This is a genomic window from Aequorivita nionensis, from assembly GCF_046352995.1.
In the GTDB taxonomy this organism is placed as follows: domain Bacteria; phylum Bacteroidota; class Bacteroidia; order Flavobacteriales; family Flavobacteriaceae; genus Aequorivita; species Aequorivita nionensis.
The window spans coordinates 1,371,531-1,392,394 of record NZ_CP130281.1 but is presented as its reverse complement, the minus strand read 5'-3'; the positions used below and the strand labels follow the sequence as shown (position 1 = coordinate 1,392,394).

Below are 20,864 nucleotides of genomic sequence, written 5' to 3'. Positions count from 1 at the left end.
AATGAAAATTATTTCATACAACGTAAACGGAATTCGCGCGGCAATGCGCAAAGGCTTTCTTGATTGGTTGCAAGCTGCAAACCCTGATGTTATCTGCATTCAGGAAACAAAAGCAAATTTTGACCAAGTGGAAGTTGAAGAAATTGAAAAAGCAGGTTATCCCTATCACTATTGGTACAGCGCTGTGAAAAAGGGCTATAGCGGCGTTGCAATTTTTTCAAAAATAAAACCGAACCATATAGAATATGGCACCGGCATTGAATATATGGATGCTGAAGGAAGGAACATTCGCGTGGATTTCGATAATGTTTCGGTGATGAGTCTTTATTTGCCTAGCGGCACAAACATAGACCGTTTGGAACACAAACTTACCTATATGGACGATTTTCAAAAATATATTGACAATCTGAAAAATGAAATACCAAACTTGGTAATCTGTGGCGATTACAATATCTGCCACGAAGCCATTGATATTCACGATCCCGTTCGGAACAAGAACGTTTCCGGATTTTTACCTGTAGAACGGAAATGGTTGGACGGATTTATGAAAAGCGGGTTTATAGACAGTTTTCGACATTTTAATAAAGAACCGCACAATTATACCTGGTGGAGCTACCGTGCCAACGCCCGAAACAATAACAAAGGTTGGCGAATAGATTACAATTTGGTTTCGGAACCATTGCTGAAAAACTTAAAACGAGCTGTAATTTTGCCCGATGCAATGCACAGCGACCATTGCCCACATTTGGTTGAACTTGAATTCCAAAAATGAAATACACAATCCTCCCAAATACAGATTTAAAAATAAGCAAGCTTTGCCTTGGCACCATGACTTGGGGTCAACAAAATACAGAAGTTGAAGCCCACGAACAGCTCAATTTCGCCATTGAAAAAGGCGTCAATTTTATTGACTGTGCGGAAATGTATCCCGTGCCCGCAAACCCAAAAACACAGGGAAGAACGGAAACTTATATTGGAAATTGGCTTGCAAAAAAGAAGAATCGCGAAGAGTTGGTTATCACTTCAAAAATTGCGGGGCCTAGCCGTTCAATGGACCATATTCGACAGCCATTGGATTTTAGCAAAAAATCTTTGGAGGATGCGATTGATAAAAGTCTGAAACGTTTGCAAACAGATTATATCGATTTGTACCAGTTGCATTGGCCGGAGCGAAACACCAATTATTTCGGACAGCGCGATTATACCCACAAAGAAGATGAAGCTTGGAGCGATAACTTTGCTGAAGTTTTAAATGATTTGGAAGGTTTTGTAAAAGCGGGAAAAATTCGCCATATCGGACTTTCAAACGAAACGCCATTCGGTGTAATGCGTTGCCTGGAAGAATCTCGAAAAGGAAAGTTGAAAATTGTTTCTGTTCAAAACCCATATAATTTGGTGAACCGAAAAGATGAAATAGGTTTGAGTGAAATACTTCACCGGGAAAATATTGGCTATTTACCGTATTCGCCATTAGGATTTGGAACGCTCACTGGAAAATATTTAAACGGAAAAGCTGATGAAAATTCGCGCATAAATCAGTTTAAACAATACACCCGTTACAGCAGTAAACCCGCATTGGAAGCCACCGAGAAATATTTCGAAATCGCCAAAAGGCACAACCTCAGCTTTGCACAGATGTCGCTGGCTTTTATTCTTCAGAAGAAATTTGTGACCGCTCCAATTATCGGGGCAACAAGTATCGAACAACTTTCAGAAAATATTGAGAGCATCAACGTTTCGCTTTCCAAGGAAATTTTAAAGGAGATTGATGCCGTTCACAACCAAATTCCGAATCCAGCCCCTTAGTCCCCCTGACCCCCTAAGGGGGAACTCTTGCACTACTCCTCCCCTTCGGGGAGGTTGGGTGGGGCCATTCTCCCTTCGGGGGGTTAGGGGGCTTTTTTACACAAACGCACTATAACCTGTAATCGCGCGACCCACAATCAACGAGTTGATTTCTTTAGTGCCTTCATAACTATAAATCGCTTCGGCATCGGCTACAAAACGGGCAACGTCGTATTCCAAAAGTATTCCGTTGCCGCCCATAACTTCACGGGCCTGGCTTACCACATCGCGGGTTCGCATACTGCAGAAAACCTTTGCCAAAGAAGCATGTTCATCGGTAAGTAATCCTTCATCCTGCAATTCGGAAAGACGAAAACACATTGTCTGCATTGCCGTGAGATTGGAAACCATTTCCACTAAATGGTTTTGAACCAATTGGTAGGAGGCAATCGGTTTTCCGAACTGTTCGCGTTTTTTGGTGTATTTCAGCGCGGCTTCATAAGCACCTCTTGCGCAGCCCACGGCCTGCCAAGCTACTCCGGCCCGCGTCATTCGCAGTACTTTGGCGGTATCTTTAAAAGAATCGCATTTTTGAAGTCGATCGCTTTCGGGAATTCGGCAATCCGTCATTGTAATCAAAGCGTTTTGCACCGTGCGAAGCGCCATTTTATTTTCGATTTTTTCTGCTACAAATCCTGGATTTCCTTTGCGTACCAGAAACCCTTTCACTTGATCAGAAGCTTCGTCGCGCGCCCAAATTATTGTAACGTCTGCGAATGTTGCATTGCCAATCCATTTTTTTTGTCCGTTTAAAACCCATTCATCGCCTTCTTTTCTGCAAGTAGTCCCCAGACCGCCTGCAACTGCGGAACCAACTTCGGGTTCCGTAAGTCCAAAAGCGCCAATAAGTTCCATTTTTGCCATTTTCGGGAGCCATTCCTGTTTTTGCTCCTCGCTGCCGCAGATGTAGATGGAACCCATAGCCAAACCACTGTGCACGCCAAAAAAGGTAGAAATGGAAACATCCACCCGCGCCAATTCCATTGCAATAATTCCTTCCATAACGTAGGTTTCATAAGGCGTTCCGTAGCCATCATAGGTAAGTCCGCAAATGTTCAATTCAGCCATTTTCGGAATAATCTGAAAAGGAAATTCGGCTTTGTTCCAATATTCATTGGCAATCGGCTTTATTTCATCCTCCATAAAATTGCGCACTTTTATTTGAAGTTCGCGCTGTTTAGGTGTGAGTTTTAGCGCCATATCATAAAAATCGCCATCGATGGGCGGCAATTTGTGCTGCCCTTTTTTTCCGCCTTTATGTTTCAACATTTTCATCAATCCCGCCAATTGACGATCATCGAGTTCACCGACGGTTTTCATAATTTCTGAAAGATCTACTTTTTGCGAAAGTTTCCCCAACGCGTCAAGATCAATTTCTTTCATTAAATGGAGGGTCTGTTTTATTTTCGAAAAGATGGACATAATGGTTTTTTTGAGAATTGAATTCTAAAGATACCATTATGCGGTTTTCTTAAGGCTAAAAAAAAGTTAATTTGGAGGAAGCGGTGTTATCACGGTTTCGTTTACATAGCCTTTTAGGCTATCTGCAGTTTGAACGTGAAACCATTTTTGGTTTTTCCCCAAAACAATTATGGTGTCGTTCTTTTTCAGGCTTCCGAATTGTTTAAAAACCGAAGCAGGTCCTTTCCGAACATCAGCTCTATTTTTTAATGTAATGGCTTTTGTTATTGCTGAGGGCATTTCGCTGGTTTGAATCTCGGTTTTTTTGATAAAACTAAGCGGATTTACTGCACCTTTTGTTTTATAAATCCCAAAATGAAGATGCGGTTCGGTGGTTTTTGCATTGCCCGTATTACCTACAAAGCCAAGGGTATCGCCCATTTTCACCTTTTTTCCTTCGACAACTGCGATGCTATCCAGATGTGCATAATATATAGTTTTTCCAAAAAGGCCGTCTTTCAACCAAACTTGTTTTCCTCCCAAACCTCGCTCACCAGTGGAAGAAATTATTCCGTCACTTACAGCAATTACAGGCGTTCCTCGGTCTGCAAAAATATCTACTCCTTCATGGGAACGACTACCGGTATCGCGCGGATCTGCCCAAAAACTTTGAATGCTTTTATTATTTGCGCCGCTCACTGGAAACGCATAGATAGGTTCCGTATAAATTTTTAGCACGAAAGGGAATTGCAGTTTCATTTGTGGCTGGACAATAACTTTATAAAAACCCGAAGTTTCAATTTCCTGTGAGAGAAATGATTTTTTGTCTTCGGAAGATTTTAAAAGTTTGAAAGATTTAAGGGAATCGGTTTTCGCCTGAAATAAATCTACAAAAACCAAGGCGGAATCTGTTTTTTTTTCAACTTCCACTATAATTCTTTCGCCTTCTTTTAACTGAATATTATAGCTGTAAACATTGAAATTTTCTTCGGAAAAAACGCCGCTTTCAGAATATGGCAATGTAATTTGGATACTGTCTCGCTTTGAGTTTTCAAAAGCATTTTTCCATTGAAGCAAAAGTGAATCTTTTTTTGAAAAATTACGTTCGTAAGCCTCGCGAGCCGTTGGTTGAATAACTATGTCAGCTACTTTTCGAATCTCTTCTTTGCAGCTTGAAATAAGTACTCCCAAAAGAATTAATGTGAAAAAATTTTTCAGATTCATAGCGTTGCTAAACTAACAGAAATTGTACCAAAAGCCCCCTTAATCCCCCAAAGGGGGAAAGCGATGTTTTGCTCCTTCTTTTTGGGAAGGTTGGGATGGGATTATCCAAAGAGATGATGAACCACATCGTGCACTTTTGCAACTTTAATGATGTTTATATGAAAATTATTCTTCGGAATTTTGCAGTATTTCGAAATAACAATCGAGGTAAAACCAAGTTTCTCAGCTTCCAAAATTCGCTGTTCCACACGAGTTACTGGTCGTACTTCACCTGCCAAGCCAACCTCAGCGGCAAAACAAAGTCGTTTGTCAATGGCAATGTCAATATTTGAGGAAAGCACTGCGGCAACCACCGCCAAATCAATTGCTGGATCGTCAACCGTGATTCCTCCCGTTACATTCAAAAAAACATCTTTTGCGCCCAATTTGAAACCTGCACGCTTTTCTAAAACTGCGAGAATCATATTTAAGCGTTTCGCATTGTAACCCGTAGCACTCCGTTGCGGTGTTCCATAAACGGCGCTACTTACCAAAGCTTGAATTTCAATCATCAACGGGCGCATGCCTTCCAAAGTTGCGGAGATTGCCGTGCCGCTTAAATCTTCATCATTTTTGGAAATCAATATTTCCGAAGGGTTTGAAACTTCGCGAAGACCACTGCCCTGCATTTCATAAATTCCTAATTCATTTGTGCTTCCAAAACGGTTTTTATTGGCTCGCAGAATTCTATAAATATGATTTCGGTCGCCTTCAAATTGCAAAACAGTATCGACCATATGCTCCAAAATTTTTGGGCCAGCGATGTTTCCGTCTTTAGTAATATGCCCAATCAAAATAACTGGAGTTGCGGTTTCCTTTGCATACTTTATAAGCTCTGCGGTGGTTTCCCGAATTTGCGAAATGCTTCCGGCAGTGCTTTCAATATAATCTGTGTGCAGGGTTTGGATGGAATCTATAACCACAATATCCGGTTGAATTTCTTCAATATTCCGAAAGATATTTTGTGTTTTTGTTTCGGTTAAAATAAAACAGTTTTCAGAAATGGGTTGAATACGTTCAGCCCGCATTTTTATTTGTTGCGCACTTTCTTCACCTGAAACATAAAGGGTTTTATACGGAAGTTGCAAAGCAATCTGAAGCATCAACGTACTCTTCCCAATTCCGGGTTCGCCGCCCAAAAGCGTTAATGAGCCAGGAACCAATCCGCCGCCAAGGACGCGATTTAATTCGTTGTTTTTTGTATTCAGTCGTGCTTCAGCTTGTGTTGAAATTTCTGAAATACGCTGTGGTTTTGCAACTCTTTTGGAAGTACCTTCGGAAGCTTTCCAACTAACCTTTTCGGCTTTTTGGATTACTTCCTCGGCAATGGTGTTCCATTCCTTACAGGAATTGCATTGCCCTTGCCATTTCGCATATTGTGCGCCACAGTTTTGGCAGAAAAATGTTGTCTTTGTTTTGGTCATAATAGTTCCGCTAAAATAAATATATTTACGCTACAAACCTTCGCTAAATGAAACGCTTATTCCTTACTTTTTTTTTATTGACTGTTTGCTCTTTGTCTTTAACCGCCCAGCGATACCAATTTAAAAAATATAAAACGGAAGAAGGTCTGGTTAACAACGAAACCTATGCCATTCTACAAGATAGCCAAAACAGAATTTGGGTAAGCACTACAGGAGGAGTAAGTTGCTTTAACGGAAAGACTTTCAAAAATTACACTACAGAAGATGGGCTAGTTTCCAATATTGTCTTCAGTATTTTAGAAGATTCTAAAGGTCGAATTTGGGTTGGCACCCTGGACAATGGCATAAGCGTTATTGAAAACGGAAAAATCACAAATCCAAAGGGAGTGGATTTTGATTTTTTGGGAAGCGCGACCAATATACTGGAAGGTGCCGATGGCACTATTTATATCATTTTCGTAAAAGGAATTGTAACTTTTAAAAACGGAAAATTAGAATATCTAATAAAGGCAACTACGGAAAACAAAATTTCGGGTCTTCAACACGCAAGTTGGTATGACAACAATACTTTATACATAGCTTCCTCTAATAGTGGTATTTTTAAGATGACTCTCAATCCGTTGAAAATTGAAAACATTTATAATGAAAAAGACGGTATAAACAATATTTGCTATTCCGTTTTTGTAGATGCCAAAAAGGATGTTTGGGTGGGTGCCTATGGCGAACTTTATAAAATATCAAACGGAAAACTTATCAAATATAAATTTAAACAAGAAGATTTTGACAAAAACCGTGTGTATGGTATTCTTGAGGAAAATGAAAACGAGCTTTTTTTAAGTTTTGAAGGCAACGGTTTTGGTATTTTCAACAAGCAGACAGGTGATCTAAAACTTATAAATGAAGCACAGGGCCTTCCCACAAAATATATTTATCGAATGATTAAAGATACCGAAGGCAATCATTGGATGACTAGTTATGGCGAAGGGATAATTCGATTCAGGGATACGGCTTTCAAGATTTATGATGACACACAAGGTTTGTCATCTGTGAATGATGTTGTGGAATGGAACGAAGAATTGATCATGGCCACAAATGATGGTGTCGCTGTGTTGGATGAAAACAAACAAATTAGGCCAATAACTAAAGGTGGTGCAATAAAAAATCTTTTTGTAACTCCTGAAGATAATCTTCTTTATACTACAAACACAGCAGTTTTTGAACACTCCAAGAACAGCGCAAGACCTATGCTAATTGATGAGGGAGATTACAATTTGTTGTACAAGGAACAAGACAAAACCTTCCTTTTTGGAACCGATAACATTAAGGTTTTGGAAAAAGATTCCACCTATTTTATAAGGTCAAGAAGGTCAATAGCTATAGAGCCTATTGGAGACCGCTATATATTATGCAAAATAGCGGGTTTATTTCAAATGAATAACACAAAAACAGATACTATTCCAGGGCTCCACCCTAATTTACACAATGACTTTAGGAGCCTAGATAAAATTAATAGAAATGAGGTGCTTGCCGGAAGCGAAAAAAAATTATACCACATAACACTTCAAAACAATAATTTTAAAACTCAGGTTTTTGACATGAGTCGTTTTGCACCTTTAAGTCATTTTCGGGCATTGAAGGTAGATGGCAATAATTTATGGTTGGCAGGAAGAGATATGTTACTAAAAGTAGATCTTGCGCTTTTATTGAAAAAAGACACCGTTGTTGCAAAGAAATATAGCACGGTTCCCCATTTCCTGGAAAACGATATCGATTTTAATTCACTTTTGGTTACGGAAGACAAAACTATTTTAATGACTTCTTTGAGTGGAATGTTAGCTTTTAACGAGAAAGCCTATCTTCCTAACAACCAACCGCCAAAATTGGACATTTCAGAAATTCTTCTGTTCTCTGAACCTTTGGTGGACAGCCTTTTTAGAACAAAAAAAGGTATTGTGCTTCCTTATCAAAATAATTATTTAAGCTTTTCCATGGAAGCAATAACGTTTACCAATCCTGAAAATGTTCAGTATCAATACAGGATGAAAGGACTTAGAGATGTTGACGAATGGTCTCAACCCACAAAAGATCCAAATGTGGTGTTTTCATATTTGCCTCCTGGCGAGTATTCTTTTGAATTTATTGCAGATAATGGAGATGGTGTATGGCAAACCCAGCCTTATCACTATTCATTTGTGATAACGGTACCGTTTTGGAAGACTTGGTTCTTTTGGGTTTCTGTACTATCTATTACTTCAATTAGTGTTTTTCTTTTTTATTATTTCAGAAATAAGGCTGAACAAAAAAGAAACGAAACCTACACACACAATCTAATAAAAGCTCAAGAAGAAGAACGCACTCGGGTAGCTCGTGAACTTCATGATAGCGTGGGGCAAAAATTGATGTTACTTACCAAAAAAACCAAAACCACAGGAAACCAAGAAATGGAATCCTTAGCAAGCAATACACTAGAAGAACTAAGAGCCATCTCTAGAGGCCTGCATCCCGCAACATTGGAACGTTTGGGCCCCACAGTTGCTATCAGAAATATGGTTGATGAGGTAGATACAAATACGAATATCTTTTTTACCCATGAAATTGAAGACATAGATGCTTTTTTAAGCAGAGAAGCATCCTTACATTTGTATAGGATTATCCAAGAAGTATTAAACAATATGGTGAAGCATGCCGAAGCCAAAGCTGCCTCTGTGACTATTGAAAAAAAGGAAAATACCATTGAAGCAATTATTGCAGATAATGGAAAAGGCTTTGAATTTTCTGAAAAGTTAAAAATCAGTGAAAGTCTAGGCATGAAGACCTTAATGGAGCGGGCAAAAATTTTACACTCAAAAATTGATATTAAAAGCCAAATTAACAAAGGAACCACCGTCACACTTACTATTCCTATTTAAATGATTGACAAAAAAAATATTTCCACCGTTATAGCCGATGACCACCCAATGATCCTTAAAGGATTAAATGACGAACTCACAGCAAATAATTATAATGTTGTTGGGCAAGCTGCAAACGGAATGCAAGCTCTGGAACTTATTTTAATCCACAATCCTATCATAGCGCTTTTAGATATCGACATGCCGCTTTTAACAGGCTTTGAAGTGATAAAAATGGCCAAACAAAAAAAAGTAGACACCAAGTTTATCATTCTGTCCTTTCATAAGGAAAATGAATACATCTCTCAAGCCAAGGCACTCCAAATAAATGGCTACCTTTTAAAAGAAGACTCTTTTTCAGAAATTGAGGAATGTATTAGATGTGTATTGAACAATGAGGTTTATTTTAGCCGTTCCTTTATTCCTTCTTCGCTTGCAATTGTTTCAGAGGATTTAAAAAAAATCAAGCATTTAACCTCTTCTGAAAAAACCATTTTAAAGCTAGTATCAGAACAACTAACCAGTAGTGAAATTGCCGAAAAACTTTTCATTTCAATACGCACTGTAGAAAAACACAGAAGCAACATAATTATGAAGCTGGAAATAGAAAACACAACCTCAAATGCATTAACAAATTGGGCGTATTTGAACAGAAATGTTATTAAAGAACTCTAAGGTTAATACCCAAAATCGTCTTTTATTTTATCAGCCCGATCCAGTAATTTATCGATAGTAATAAAATCAACTTCTTCTTTATCATAAGCACCTTGGAAGGTTTTCATTGCTTTTTTTGGCTCACCCGTTTCTTCATAATAACGCCCTAAATAATAATCGCCGAGCACGGTATGAGGGTATTGTCTTTTTGCAAGGGTTGCAATCTCACGCAAGGATTCCCATTGGTTTTTCTTTTCTGCGGCAGTAGCGGTTGCTATAAAATCATTTACTCGAATATTATTTGTAATGCCAAAGAGATCTTCAATCACTTTATATTTATCCAAAAGATATTGACTGATTGGCGTATCCAGTTTCAATAAAACGTCAGAAAATTCTTTTTTGCTGATGGGTCTATAAACTGAGAATATCTTTTCCAAAGCATTTGGAATGCCACGTCCCCCAAGGGAATAATGGGTTGCTCCATCAAAATTATCATAATAATAGTTGAAAGATTTGCTTTTCAAACCAGTTAATTGAGTGTTTAAATCCTCAGTAGATTCCATCAAGCCTTTAATGTCATCGGTTCCTGTAGCCAAATAATAAAATATTTTTCCGGGAATTTGTGGAATCCGTTCCACAAGTCGCTCTTCCATCATTGGCGCCATGTCTGGGCTCAAGTTTATGTATCCATTCAGTAGCGGTGGATCTTTGAAAAGATAATAGTTGAGAAAGTTTGCCGTGAAATCGTGCCCAACACCAATAATAAATTTTGCCGTGCGGTATTTATTATCAATATAAGGTATCAGTTCCAGCCCTATAAATTCAAAAAATTGGGCGCCTTTTTTGCCTGGCATAAAGGTTTCGTCATCATAAGAGCAATCTTCATAACGAGAATCGTTCTGCATAACTCCAACAACAATGGACTCTGGCATATCTTCCCAATAACTGAAATAGTCAACGTTTCCAGCCACTGGCTCAAAAAGATAATCGGCATCCAGCACCAAAACAATGGGATATTTTTTTTCTACATTGGTTTCATAATTCCTTGGAAGCTGAATTTTTAGTCTTCTAGACTCACCCAGTTTGGTAGAGTTGAATTCTTCGTATATAATTTGGGAAAAAGAAGCGTAATTAAGCAAAACGCAAACTGCGAATAGTAGGACTTTTTTCATTGGTTAGAATTTTTAGGCTGCGGAAAGATAACAATTTTTCAATTTGTGAATTTTTTGCGAAGAAAAATTATTTCGAAAAAAATTACAATTTAAGTCGTTTCCGATTGTAAAGTGGAAGTAATGCTAAGGACAGCACACCAAAGAAAACAATGGAAGAAATATTTGAAACCCAAACAATCCATCCAAAAGCAACACCAACGGTTTTAGCAATTCCGAAAACAGTTAAAATTCCTGCAACTGCTGCAGGATAGGTTCCGAAACCACTATTCGTAAAGGCAAAAGTGAAACTGCCCACTACAAAAGTGATTATAATTGTGCCAAAAGGAATGTTAGTAGTATCAGGCAACGCGTGCAGTGCCGTATAAAAAGAAAGCAGGTACAACCCCCAAATAATAAAGGTGTGGAAAAGAAAAGCCCCTTTTTTTCGCATTTTAAGAATACTGAAAACACCTTCTTTCAAACCAATAATAAAGCTTTTTAGCTTTTTATTGATATTCGATTTTGAAAATTTAATATATAAGGGAATGCTTATGGCCATTAAAACAATTCCAAATATGAGCACATACAATATTGATGGCGGTATACTTTCCATAACGTAATCATAAAGCACATCAAACTTTATCCATAGTGCGAGTGCCGTGAAAAAGAGTAGAAAAATAAGATCCACAACGCGTTCTGAAATTATAGTACCGAAGCCTTTTTGAAAAGGAACACCTTCATATTTATCCAAAATTATACCTCGGGAAACTTCACCGCTTTTCGGGATAAAAATGTTCATTAAATACGCCACTGAAATAGCCATAAAATTATTGGCTAATCTGGTTTTATAACCCATTGGCTCCAACATAAAACTCCAACGATAGGAACGGGAAATGTGACTGAGAACACTGAAAGCAACCGAAAGCAACACAAACCCATAGTTTGCATCTGCAAAATATTTTTTTGTTTCTTCAAGTTGTTGCGGTGTGAAGGACTGGTAGATGTACCAAATTAAGAAAACCCCCAATCCCAATGGAATGGCAATCTGTAAAAATTTTGAAAGGGAGCGGCTCAATTTAGCGGAGTAAATTTGTTTCCTCGTCTGGAAAAACCATTGCGGGCTTAAAGTTTTTAGCTTCTTCCAGTTCCATCATTGCATAAGTGATTAGTATCAATATGTCACCCGGAGCTACCCGTCTAGCGGCTGCACCATTCAATGTGATTTCACCACTGTTTCGTGGACCTGGAATGGCGTAGGTTTCAAGACGTTCGCCATTGTTGTTGTTTACTATTTGAACTTTTTCGCCTTCAATAATGTTGGCGGCGTCCATTAAATCTTCGTCAATAGTGATGCTGCCAATGTAATTCAGATCAGCGCCGGTAACCTTTACCCTATGGATTTTAGATTTTACTACGTGTATTTGCATGGTGCAAAGATATTAATTTAAAGGCATATTATCTATTAGCCGAACTTCGCCCGCAAAAGCTGCAATAAAAGCTCTGTATTTTGAACCTTTATTTTTTCGTTTTGCAGTTTTAAGAGTTTTTTCGTTGGCTATTTCAAAATATTCCAAATTCAAGTAGGGGTTTTGCAAAAACCGTTCCGCAACCAAAGCATTCAAATCTGCAATGGAAGTATAACTGAATTTTTCCTGTACTTCTTTTAATGTTTTATAAATTATATTTGATTCTTCAAATATTTTTGCGCTTAGTCGTTTGTTTCGTGAACTCATTGCAAGTCCGTTTTTCTCCCTTAAAATAGGACATCCCACGATTTTTACTGGAAGTTTTTCAATGGAAACTAATTTTTTCACAATTTGCAATTGCTGAAAATCCTTTTCTCCAAAATAGGCAGTATTTGGTTTCACAATTTTCAAAAGCTTGCTTACAATTGTTCCCACTCCGTCAAAATGTCCGCTTCTGTGCTTGCCTTCCATTTCATTTTCAAGGCCTCCAAAATTGTACTTTTTTGAAGAAACGGAATCGTTATACAAATCTGAAACCTCTGGTAAGTACACAATCACATTTCCTTTTAGATTTTTTAATAGTAAAATATCATCTTCGGGAGTACGTGGATATTTTGCAAGATCTGCAATGTTATTGAATTGGGTAGGGTTTACAAAAATGCTCACTACCACCAAATCATTTTCGCCTAAAGCTTTATTTACCAAAGACATATGCCCTTGATGCAATGCACCCATTGTTGGCACAAAACCTATTTTTTCACTTTTTGCCACAGAAGACAAGGCTTTTACCAATGTTTCTTTCTGGGTATGTATTACCATAAAATTGGGTTAAGAGCGGGCAAAATTAATATATTAAAGACAATCTACATAAATTTTCGTAATTTTGCGTGTTTTTAATCGCCTCTATGATTTGGGGTGAAGTTAGAATTAATACCTAAAACCCTATAGATGAAAGATAAAAGAGTCTTGTATGTGTCTTCAGAAGTAATACCCTACCTTCCCGAGACCGAGATTTCTTCAATGTCGTTTGAAGCTCCACGAATGATTAACAATAATGGCGGACAAATAAGAATATTTATGCCCCGCTATGGAAACATTAACGAAAGAAGGCACCAATTGCACGAGGTGATTCGTCTTTCTGGAATGAACTTGGTGATCAATGATTTAGATATGCCTTTAATAATCAAGGTTGCCTCCATTCCAAAAGAGCGCATCCAAGTTTATTTTATTGATAATGAAGATTACTTTAAAAGAAAAGCGACCTACGCAGATGAGGATGGCAATTTTTATAAAGACAATGATGAGCGCGCCATTTTCTTTGCCAAAGGAGTTATTGAAACCGTAAAAAAATTGAACTGGGCGCCAGATATTATTCACGTTCACGGATGGCTGGCTTCCTTTTTACCATTATATCTCCGGAATTATTACGGCAACGAGCCCCTTTTTGAAAACAGTAAAATAGTTACTTCTGTATACAATCAAGGCTTCAATGGAACGTTAGCTAAAAATACAATTGACAAAGTAAGGTTTGATGCTATTGATGATGAAGTCATTTCAGAACTTGAAGAACCAGATTATGTGAATCTTATGAAAATAGCCATCAAAAATTCTGATGCAATTATTGTGGGGTCTGAAGAAATACCTAAGGAGCTTGAAGAATATCTTAACACTTTGGACAAACCAGTGTTAAAATATCACAATATGGAAAATTTTTCGCAAGCATATTTAGATTTTTACAGCAGTAAAGTTTTAAAATAAATTCTCCAATATTAAAGATGAAACCTGTTTGTACATTTCATCAAAAAAACATTTAAAAAACGGATGAAGTGCCCAGTTAAAAAATCAAGAAAAAACGAAAATGAATAATTCGGGCGTTCCATCTACCTATTTACAAATATTACTTGCAGATGAAAATTAAAAATTTGTTGCCAATAGCAGGCACTATTCTATTTCTGATTATTGCATTGTCCTCTTGTCAAGAAGACATTAGCACCATTGGTTCCGAAATTTTGGGAGACGAGACCCCAAACGGAATTTTGGACGATTCACAATCAATCATTGCATATAGTAGAAAACTTGGGCCTGTACAAAGTAACAGATTGCCTGGATACCAACTTGGTGTATATAACGATCCCGTTTATGGAAAATCTACCATAAACTTGCTTTCGCAACTCACTTTGGAAAAAAGCAATCCAACCTTTGGCGACACTGCAACCATAACAGTTGACAGTGTTTTTGTATACTTGCCTTTTTTCAGTACTGCAACTACTGTAGATAGTGTAACCACTTACGAACTTGATTCCATCTATGGTTCTTCACCCATTAACGTTAATATTTCATCTTCTAATTTCTTTTTAAGGGAGTATGACCCTAACACAGGATTTCAGGAACTTCAAAATTATTACACTGATCAAGGATCAACCTTTGAGCAAAATTTAGGTGTACAATTAGGCTCAGTTGAAAATTTTATACCGAGCGACAGAGGTTTCATTTTAAGAGCGGGTGAAGATGATGAAGAAAAATTAGGCCCTGGATTGCGAGTCAAGCTGGATACTGCTTTCTTTAAAAAGAATATTATCAAGATGCAAGGAACTGAGGAGTTGCGTAACAACAATAACTTCAAAAATTTCCTAAGAGGTATTTATTTTGATGTAAACTCCACATCAAACGATGGAAGCCTATTCATTTTTGATAATACTAAAGCGTATGTTTCTATTTTTTACACCGCTGATGATGAAAACAATCCAGGTGAAAGAGAAAACAAAGTCTTCAAATTAAATTTTGGTGGGATTAATGTAAATACCTTCCAAAATGAGCTCTCACCAGAAATACAAACAGCTCTAGAAAACCCCAATATAGAAACTGGTGAAGAAAACCTTTACTTAAGAGGCGGTGACGGTATTATTTCGGTAGTAGAACTCTTCGGAAAAGATCTTGACAACAATGGCGTTGCCGATGAACTTCAAGTGCTTCGCGATAAAAAATGGATCATCAATGAAGCCAACCTTATCTTTTATGTAAATCAGGATTTAATGGTAGGTGGTGACACTGAGCCGGAAAGAATTATGATTTACGATCTAAAAAACAGTAACGTTCTGGAAGATTACCTGCTTGACACATCAAATGGTTTGGAACCTGTTGATGCATTTACCAATCACTTTGGTAGATTAGTGAGAGGGACTGATGGCAACGGCAAATATTATAAGTTGAAAATTACTAGCCATATCAGTAACCTTATAAATAAAGATAGTACCAATGTACCTTTGGGAATTGTTGTATCACAAAATGTTGCAATACGCACAACCCAAAAACTTCAAAATCCAATGGAACCTAATATTGAACAGATTCCATCCAGTACTGTTGTTTCACCAGAAGGAACCATCCTTTATGGAAACGCAGCCACAAACCAAGACAAAAGATTAAAACTCCAGATTTATTACACTGAACCAAAATAAACCCCGCTTATGTGTGGAATTGTAGGCTATATAGGCAAAAGAGAAGCATACCCAATTATACTGAATGGTCTAAAACGCTTAGAGTATAGAGGCTATGACAGTGCAGGAATCGCACTTTTTGACGGAAACGATATTCAACTTTGCAAAACAAAAGGCAAGGTTGCAAGCCTTGAAGAAAAAGCTGAAAAAGAAATTTCACGAAAGGGAAGTCTTGGAATTGGCCACACCCGTTGGGCAACCCACGGAGTGCCAAACGACGTGAACAGCCATCCGCACTATTCAAACAGTGGCGATTTAGTAATTATCCACAACGGAATTATTGAAAATTACGACTCTCTTAAAAAGGAATTAATTAAACGCGGATATACATTTACTTCAGATACAGATACCGAAGTATTGGTAAACCTTATTGAAGATATTCAAATAAATGAAAAAGTAAAACTTGGTAAAGCTGTTCAAATTGCATTGAACCAAGTTGTGGGTGCTTATGCAATCGCCCTTTTCGATAAAAAAAAGCCAGACGAAATTGTTGTAGCTAAATTGGGAAGCCCTTTGGCTATAGGTATTGGTGAGGATGAATTTTTTGTTGCGAGCGACGCTTCTCCTTTTATTGAATTTACAAACAACGCCATTTATCTTGAAGATGAAGAAATGGCCATTATTCGTTTGGGTCGCGATGTAAAAGTTCGTAAAATTAAAGATGACAAATTGGTTGCTCCTTACGTTCAAGAGCTTCAAATGAATCTTGAACAAATTGAAAAAGGTGGTTACGACCATTTTATGCTGAAGGAAATTTACGAACAACCTGCCGTAATAAAAGATACGTACCGTGGCCGTTTGCTTGCTGAAAAAGGCATCGTAAAACTTGGCGGACTTGAGGATTATATTGAAAAATTCATCAACGCAGACCGTATTATTATTGTAGCCTGCGGAACTTCGTGGCATGCCGGTTTGGTGGCCGAATATATTTTTGAGGATTTGGTTAGAATTCCTGTTGAGGTTGAATACGCTTCAGAATTCCGTTACCGCAACCCAATCATTTCAGAAAATGATGTAGTTATTGCCATTTCACAAAGTGGTGAAACAGCAGATACACTTGCGGCTATAAAACTTGCAAAATCAAAAGGTGCTTTTGTTTATGGCGTTTGCAATGTTGTGGGCTCTACCATTTCTAGAGAAACCCATAGTGGTACATATACACACGCCGGACCTGAAATTGGCGTTGCTTCAACCAAAGCATTTACAACTCAAATCACCGTGCTGGCAATGATAGCCCTGCGCTTGGCAAAAGCGAAAGGCACCATAAGCCAACGTGATTTTATGCTTTATTTGCGTGAATTGGAACTTATTCCAAAACATGTAGAAGAAGCGTTAAAAACAGAAGACAAAATAAAAGAAATAGCATCTGTTTTTAAAGACGTTCGCAATTTCCTTTATTTGGGAAGAGGATACAATTTCCCAGTTGCTCTGGAAGGCGCGCTTAAACTAAAAGAAATTTCATACATCCACGCCGAAGGTTATCCAGCAGCCGAGATGAAACACGGACCCATCGCCCTTATAGACGAGCAAATGCCCGTTGTTGTTATTGCCATTAAAAGCGACCATTATGATAAAGTGGTGAGCAACATTCAAGAAATAAAGGCGAGGAAGGGGAAAATTATAGCAGTAGTTTCAAAAGGAGATACTGCAGTTAGGGAGTTGGCAGATTATGTTATGGAAGTGCCTCATACCCCAGAAGCATTGACCCCTTTAGTAACAACAATTCCTTTGCAATTGCTTTCTTATCACATTGCCGTAATGTTGGGCCGAAATGTGGATCAACCTCGCAACTTGGCAAAGTCTGTTACTGTGGAATAAAACATTTTTTAAGCTCTCTTTTTTGATGTACTTTTATTTCTATGAAAGTCATCAACCTCATCTCCGGTCCGCGAAATCTTTCCACCGCAATTATGTATTCTTTTGCGCAGCGAAAGGATATGACGGTTTTGGATGAACCATTTTATGGCTATTATCTGAATAACGCTTCTTTGGAAAACGAGCATCCTTCCCAAAAGGAAATCCTTCAAACTATGGAACTAAGGGAAGAAAAAGTGGTTGAAGACATAAATTCCCTTTCAAAAAAGAAAAACGTTTTTGTAAAAGGAATGGCACACCATTATTTAACAGAAACCCCAGAATTTATTTTGAATTGGGAAAACGTTATTTTGATTCGCCATCCAAAAAAATTGATAGCTTCCTTTTCAAAAGTAATACACACCCCAACCCTTAATGATATTGGCATTAAAAAAGCTTCAGAACTTTTTTTGTTTCTGAAAAAAAACGGAAAAACGCCTATTGTTATTGACAGCGATGAATTGTTGAAAAATCCAGAAATCTATCTCAAAAAACTTTGCGGTTTGTTGAATATCCCTTTTTCTGAAAAAATGCTTCAGTGGAAAAAAGGCGAAATAAAAGAAGATGGCATTTGGGCAAAACATTGGTACGGAAACGTACATAATTCCGAAAGGTTTGCAGTTCAAAAAAGCAGCTCGCAACCATTGCCAGAGCATTTGGACCCTTTGTTGAAAGAGGCACTTCCATATTATGAAACTTTAAAAGGGAATATTCTATTATAAAATTAGTTTTGGCACAAAAACCTCATAACCGATAACCGATAACCGATAACCGATAACTGATAACTGATAACTGATAACTGATAACTGAAATTATGCTTCAAAAATCCAATCCAAAAAACGATAACATCCAAGTTTTTGTAAAAGACAAATTATATCCACGCAGCGAGGCTAAAGTTTCGGTTTTTGATAGTTCCGTACAAGGCGGCGACGCTGTTTGGGAAGGATTACGCGTCTATCCCGAAGGTGTAGTTTGTTTAGACAAACATTTGACCAGACTTCACGAATCTGCAAAAACATTGGCGTTTACAGATATTCCTTCCAAAGAATTCATTAAAAAAGCAATAAAGCAAACCCTCGACGCCAACGGAATGAATGACGACACACACATCCGTTTGACATTGACACGTGGCGAAAAAATAACCAGCGGCATGGATCCGCGACTCAACCAAAATGGCTCTTGTTTAATTGTTTTGGCTGAATGGAAACCTTTGGTTTACGATAACGACCACGGTATAAAAGTGATTAGCACCAGCCAACGCCGTAACTCTCCACAATTTTTGGACAGTAAAATTCATCACAACAATTTGCTCAATAATATAATAGCAAAAATACAAGCCAATGTAGCTGGAAAAGATGCCGGTTTAATGCTTGACGATCGAGGTTTTATTGCAGAACTTAACGGCAGCAATCTATTTATGGTAAAAAACGGAAAGGTTTTTACTCCTTTTGCACACGCTTGTTTACCGGGAATTACAAGAAATTCCGTGATGGAAATGTGTAAAAAGCACGATATTGAAATTACCGAAGTAGATATTACGCTTTCACAATTCTACAATGCTGATGGCGTTTTCGCAACGGGCACGATGGGAGAGCTTACCCCAGTTGTTGAAATTGATGGACGCATCATTTCCAAAAATGATTCACTTCAGAAAAAAATTATTGAACTTTTTAGCAAAGAGGTTCGTGGTTTGTGCGAAAGCCTCTGATTTTATTCAACTTTATAGCACTAAATAATTGATTGGGCTAATTCTTAAAAATCTTCATTTTTTTAAAATTTCCATTGCAATTTTCATTCAGAAAAAACTATCTTTGCACCGTTCAAAACAGGGGTGGTTTTTTCGCCCTTAGATAACTATAAAATAAACAGTTACTCATGTCACAAAGCATAGGAAAAGTTGCACAGATTATTGGCCCGGTAGTTGACGTTGCGTTTGATAGCGGATCGGAACTTCCAAAAATATACGACTCGTTGGAGGTAAACAACAACGGAAACCTTTTGGTTCTTGAAGTTCAATCTCACATTGGTGAAAGCATGGTTCGTACCATATCAATGGATTCTACTGACGGTTTGAGCCGTGGTGTAGACGCTGTTGCAACTGGAGCACCTATCCAAATGCCAATCGGTGATGCTGTTTACGGCAGACTTTTCAACGTAATTGGTGATGCTATTGACGGTATTGGAAACTTGCCAAAAGCTGGCGACAAAGGTCTTCCAATTCACCGCGATGCTCCAAAATTTGAAGATCTTTCAACTTCTACCGAAGTTCTTTTCACAGGTATTAAAGTAATTGACCTTATTGAGCCTTACGCAAAAGGTGGTAAAATTGGTCTTTTCGGTGGTGCTGGTGTTGGTAAAACGGTACTTATTCAGGAGTTGATTAACAATATTGCAAAAGGTCACGGTGGTCTTTCAGTATTCGCTGGTGTAGGTGAACGTACTCGTGAGGGTAATGACTTGCTTCGTGAAATGCTTGAGTCTGGTATTATAAAATACGGTGATGACTTTATGCACTCTATGGAAAATGGTGGATGGGATCTTTCAAAAGTTGACAAAACTGCAATGAAAGAATCTAAAGCTACTTTCGTTTTCGGACAGATGAACGAGCCACCTGGAGCACGTGCACGTGTTGCGCTTTCAGGTTTGACAATTGCTGAGTATTTCCGTGATGGAGCTGGCGAAGGACAAGGAAAAGATGTACTTTTCTTCGTAGATAACATTTTCCGTTTTACGCAAGCGGGTTCTGAGGTTTCCGCACTTCTTGGGCGTATGCCTTCTGCGGTGGGTTACCAGCCAACTTTGGCAACAGAGATGGGTGCGATGCAAGAGCGTATTACTTCAACAAAAAGAGGTTCTATTACATCTGTACAGGCGGTTTACGTACCTGCGGATGACCTTACGGATCCAGCGCCGGCAACTACGTTTGCCCACTTGGATGCTACAACCGTACTTTCTCGTAAAATTGCTGAGCTTGGTATTTATCCAGCGGTGGATCCTTTGGATTCTACCTCTCGAATTCTTACCGAATCAATTCTTGGAAAAGAGCACTACGCTTGCGCACAAAGAGTAAAAGAGCTTTTACAGCGTTATAAAGAATTACAAGATATTATCGCGATTCTTGGGATGGAAGAACTTTCCGAAGAAGATAAATTGGCAGTAGGTCGCGCGCGTCGTGTACAGCGTTTCCTTTCACAGCCTTTCCACGTAGCAGAGCAGTTTACAGGTATTCCTGGAGTTTTGGTTGACATTAAAGAAACCATCAAAGGTTTCAACATGATTATGGATGGCGAATTGGATAAACTTCCAGAAGCTGCCTTCAACCTTAAAGGAACAATCGAAGAAGCTATCGCCGCTGGTGAGAAAATGCTTGCCGAAGCTTAAAATAGTAATTAGAAGTTAGTATTGAGTATTTAGACTTTTACTC

17 protein-coding genes are annotated in these 20,864 nt (G+C 38.2%); 10 read left to right on the top strand and 7 right to left on the bottom strand.

Features of this window, described 5'->3' with window-relative positions; translation table 11 throughout:
* Position 1 precedes the first annotated feature (1 nt).
* Both Q2U82_RS06285 and Q2U82_RS06280 read left to right on the top strand, forming a co-directional pair.
* The gene (locus Q2U82_RS06285) at positions 2-772 is read left to right on the top strand and encodes an exodeoxyribonuclease III (RefSeq protein WP_410006840.1); all 771 of its coding nucleotides are present in this window, start codon (positions 2-4) and stop codon (positions 770-772) included.
* Positions 769-1,806, top strand: a complete 1,038-nt coding sequence (locus tag Q2U82_RS06280; protein ID WP_410006839.1) for an NADP(H)-dependent aldo-keto reductase — start codon at positions 769-771, stop codon at positions 1,804-1,806. The genes Q2U82_RS06285 and Q2U82_RS06280 overlap by 4 nt, the downstream gene beginning before the upstream one ends.
* 96 nt (positions 1,807-1,902) lie before the next feature.
* Here the strand turns inward: Q2U82_RS06280 and Q2U82_RS06275 are convergent, their stop codons facing one another.
* The 3 genes from Q2U82_RS06275 to radA all read right to left on the bottom strand — a co-directional run bounded on the left by Q2U82_RS06275 (position 1,903) and on the right by radA (position 5,933).
* Entirely contained in the window at positions 1,903-3,267 is a 1,365-nt protein-coding gene (locus Q2U82_RS06275; RefSeq protein ID WP_410006838.1) for an acyl-CoA dehydrogenase family protein, read from the bottom strand.
* Positions 3,268-3,333: 66 nt separating this feature from the next.
* Positions 3,334-4,470, bottom strand: a complete 1,137-nt coding sequence (locus tag Q2U82_RS06270; protein WP_410006837.1) for a peptidoglycan DD-metalloendopeptidase family protein — start codon at positions 4,468-4,470, stop codon at positions 3,334-3,336.
* Positions 4,471-4,571: 101 nt separating this feature from the next.
* Positions 4,572-5,933 carry a DNA repair protein RadA gene (gene radA / locus Q2U82_RS06265; RefSeq protein ID WP_410006836.1) on the bottom strand — a complete coding sequence of 454 codons (1,362 nt, stop codon included), beginning with the start codon at positions 5,931-5,933 and terminating at the stop codon, positions 4,572-4,574.
* A gap of 47 nt (positions 5,934-5,980) precedes the next feature.
* Here radA and Q2U82_RS06260 point away from each other — a divergent pair, with 47 nt between their 5' ends.
* Complete coding sequence (locus tag Q2U82_RS06260) at positions 5,981-8,842, top strand: two-component regulator propeller domain-containing protein (RefSeq protein WP_410006835.1); 2,862 nt, start codon at positions 5,981-5,983, stop codon at positions 8,840-8,842.
* The gene (locus Q2U82_RS06255; RefSeq protein WP_410006834.1) at positions 8,843-9,496 is read left to right on the top strand and encodes a response regulator; all 654 of its coding nucleotides are present in this window, start codon (positions 8,843-8,845) and stop codon (positions 9,494-9,496) included.
* Between the two features lie 2 nt (positions 9,497-9,498).
* Here the strand turns inward: Q2U82_RS06255 and Q2U82_RS06250 are convergent, their stop codons facing one another.
* The 4 genes from Q2U82_RS06250 to panC all read right to left on the bottom strand — a co-directional run bounded on the left by Q2U82_RS06250 (position 9,499) and on the right by panC (position 12,911).
* Entirely contained in the window at positions 9,499-10,647 is a 1,149-nt protein-coding gene (locus Q2U82_RS06250; protein WP_410006833.1) for an alpha/beta hydrolase, read from the bottom strand.
* Positions 10,648-10,729: 82 nt separating this feature from the next.
* The gene (locus Q2U82_RS06245) at positions 10,730-11,701 is read right to left on the bottom strand and encodes a YbhN family protein (protein ID WP_410006832.1); all 972 of its coding nucleotides are present in this window, start codon (positions 11,699-11,701) and stop codon (positions 10,730-10,732) included.
* Between the two features lies 1 nt (position 11,702).
* Positions 11,703-12,053 carry an aspartate 1-decarboxylase gene (gene panD, locus Q2U82_RS06240; RefSeq protein ID WP_410006831.1) on the bottom strand — a complete coding sequence of 117 codons (351 nt, stop codon included), beginning with the start codon at positions 12,051-12,053 and terminating at the stop codon, positions 11,703-11,705.
* Between the two features lie 12 nt (positions 12,054-12,065).
* On the bottom strand, positions 12,066-12,911 hold the full coding sequence (gene panC, locus Q2U82_RS06235) for a pantoate--beta-alanine ligase (RefSeq protein ID WP_410006830.1): 846 nt from the start codon (positions 12,909-12,911) through the stop codon (positions 12,066-12,068).
* A 129-nt stretch (positions 12,912-13,040) separates the two neighbouring features.
* Between panC and Q2U82_RS06230 the strand changes: the two genes are divergently transcribed.
* The 6 genes from Q2U82_RS06230 to atpD all read left to right on the top strand — a co-directional run bounded on the left by Q2U82_RS06230 (position 13,041) and on the right by atpD (position 20,821).
* The gene (locus tag Q2U82_RS06230) at positions 13,041-13,850 is read left to right on the top strand and encodes a glycogen/starch synthase (protein ID WP_410006829.1); all 810 of its coding nucleotides are present in this window, start codon (positions 13,041-13,043) and stop codon (positions 13,848-13,850) included.
* A 149-nt stretch (positions 13,851-13,999) separates the two neighbouring features.
* A complete protein-coding gene (locus tag Q2U82_RS06225; RefSeq protein ID WP_410006828.1) occupies positions 14,000-15,547 on the top strand; it encodes a DUF4270 domain-containing protein in 1,548 nt (515 codons plus the stop codon).
* Positions 15,548-15,556: 9 nt separating this feature from the next.
* Positions 15,557-17,404, top strand: a complete 1,848-nt coding sequence (gene glmS / locus Q2U82_RS06220; protein ID WP_410006827.1) for a glutamine--fructose-6-phosphate transaminase (isomerizing) — start codon at positions 15,557-15,559, stop codon at positions 17,402-17,404.
* A 41-nt stretch (positions 17,405-17,445) separates the two neighbouring features.
* Entirely contained in the window at positions 17,446-18,162 is a 717-nt protein-coding gene (locus Q2U82_RS06215; protein WP_410006826.1) for a sulfotransferase family protein, read from the top strand.
* 92 nt (positions 18,163-18,254) lie between these two features.
* The gene (locus Q2U82_RS06210; RefSeq protein ID WP_410006825.1) at positions 18,255-19,148 is read left to right on the top strand and encodes an aminotransferase class IV; all 894 of its coding nucleotides are present in this window, start codon (positions 18,255-18,257) and stop codon (positions 19,146-19,148) included.
* 167 nt (positions 19,149-19,315) lie between these two features.
* On the top strand, positions 19,316-20,821 hold the full coding sequence (gene atpD, locus Q2U82_RS06205; protein WP_410006824.1) for a F0F1 ATP synthase subunit beta: 1,506 nt from the start codon (positions 19,316-19,318) through the stop codon (positions 20,819-20,821).
* Positions 20,822-20,864: the final 43 nt, after the last annotated feature.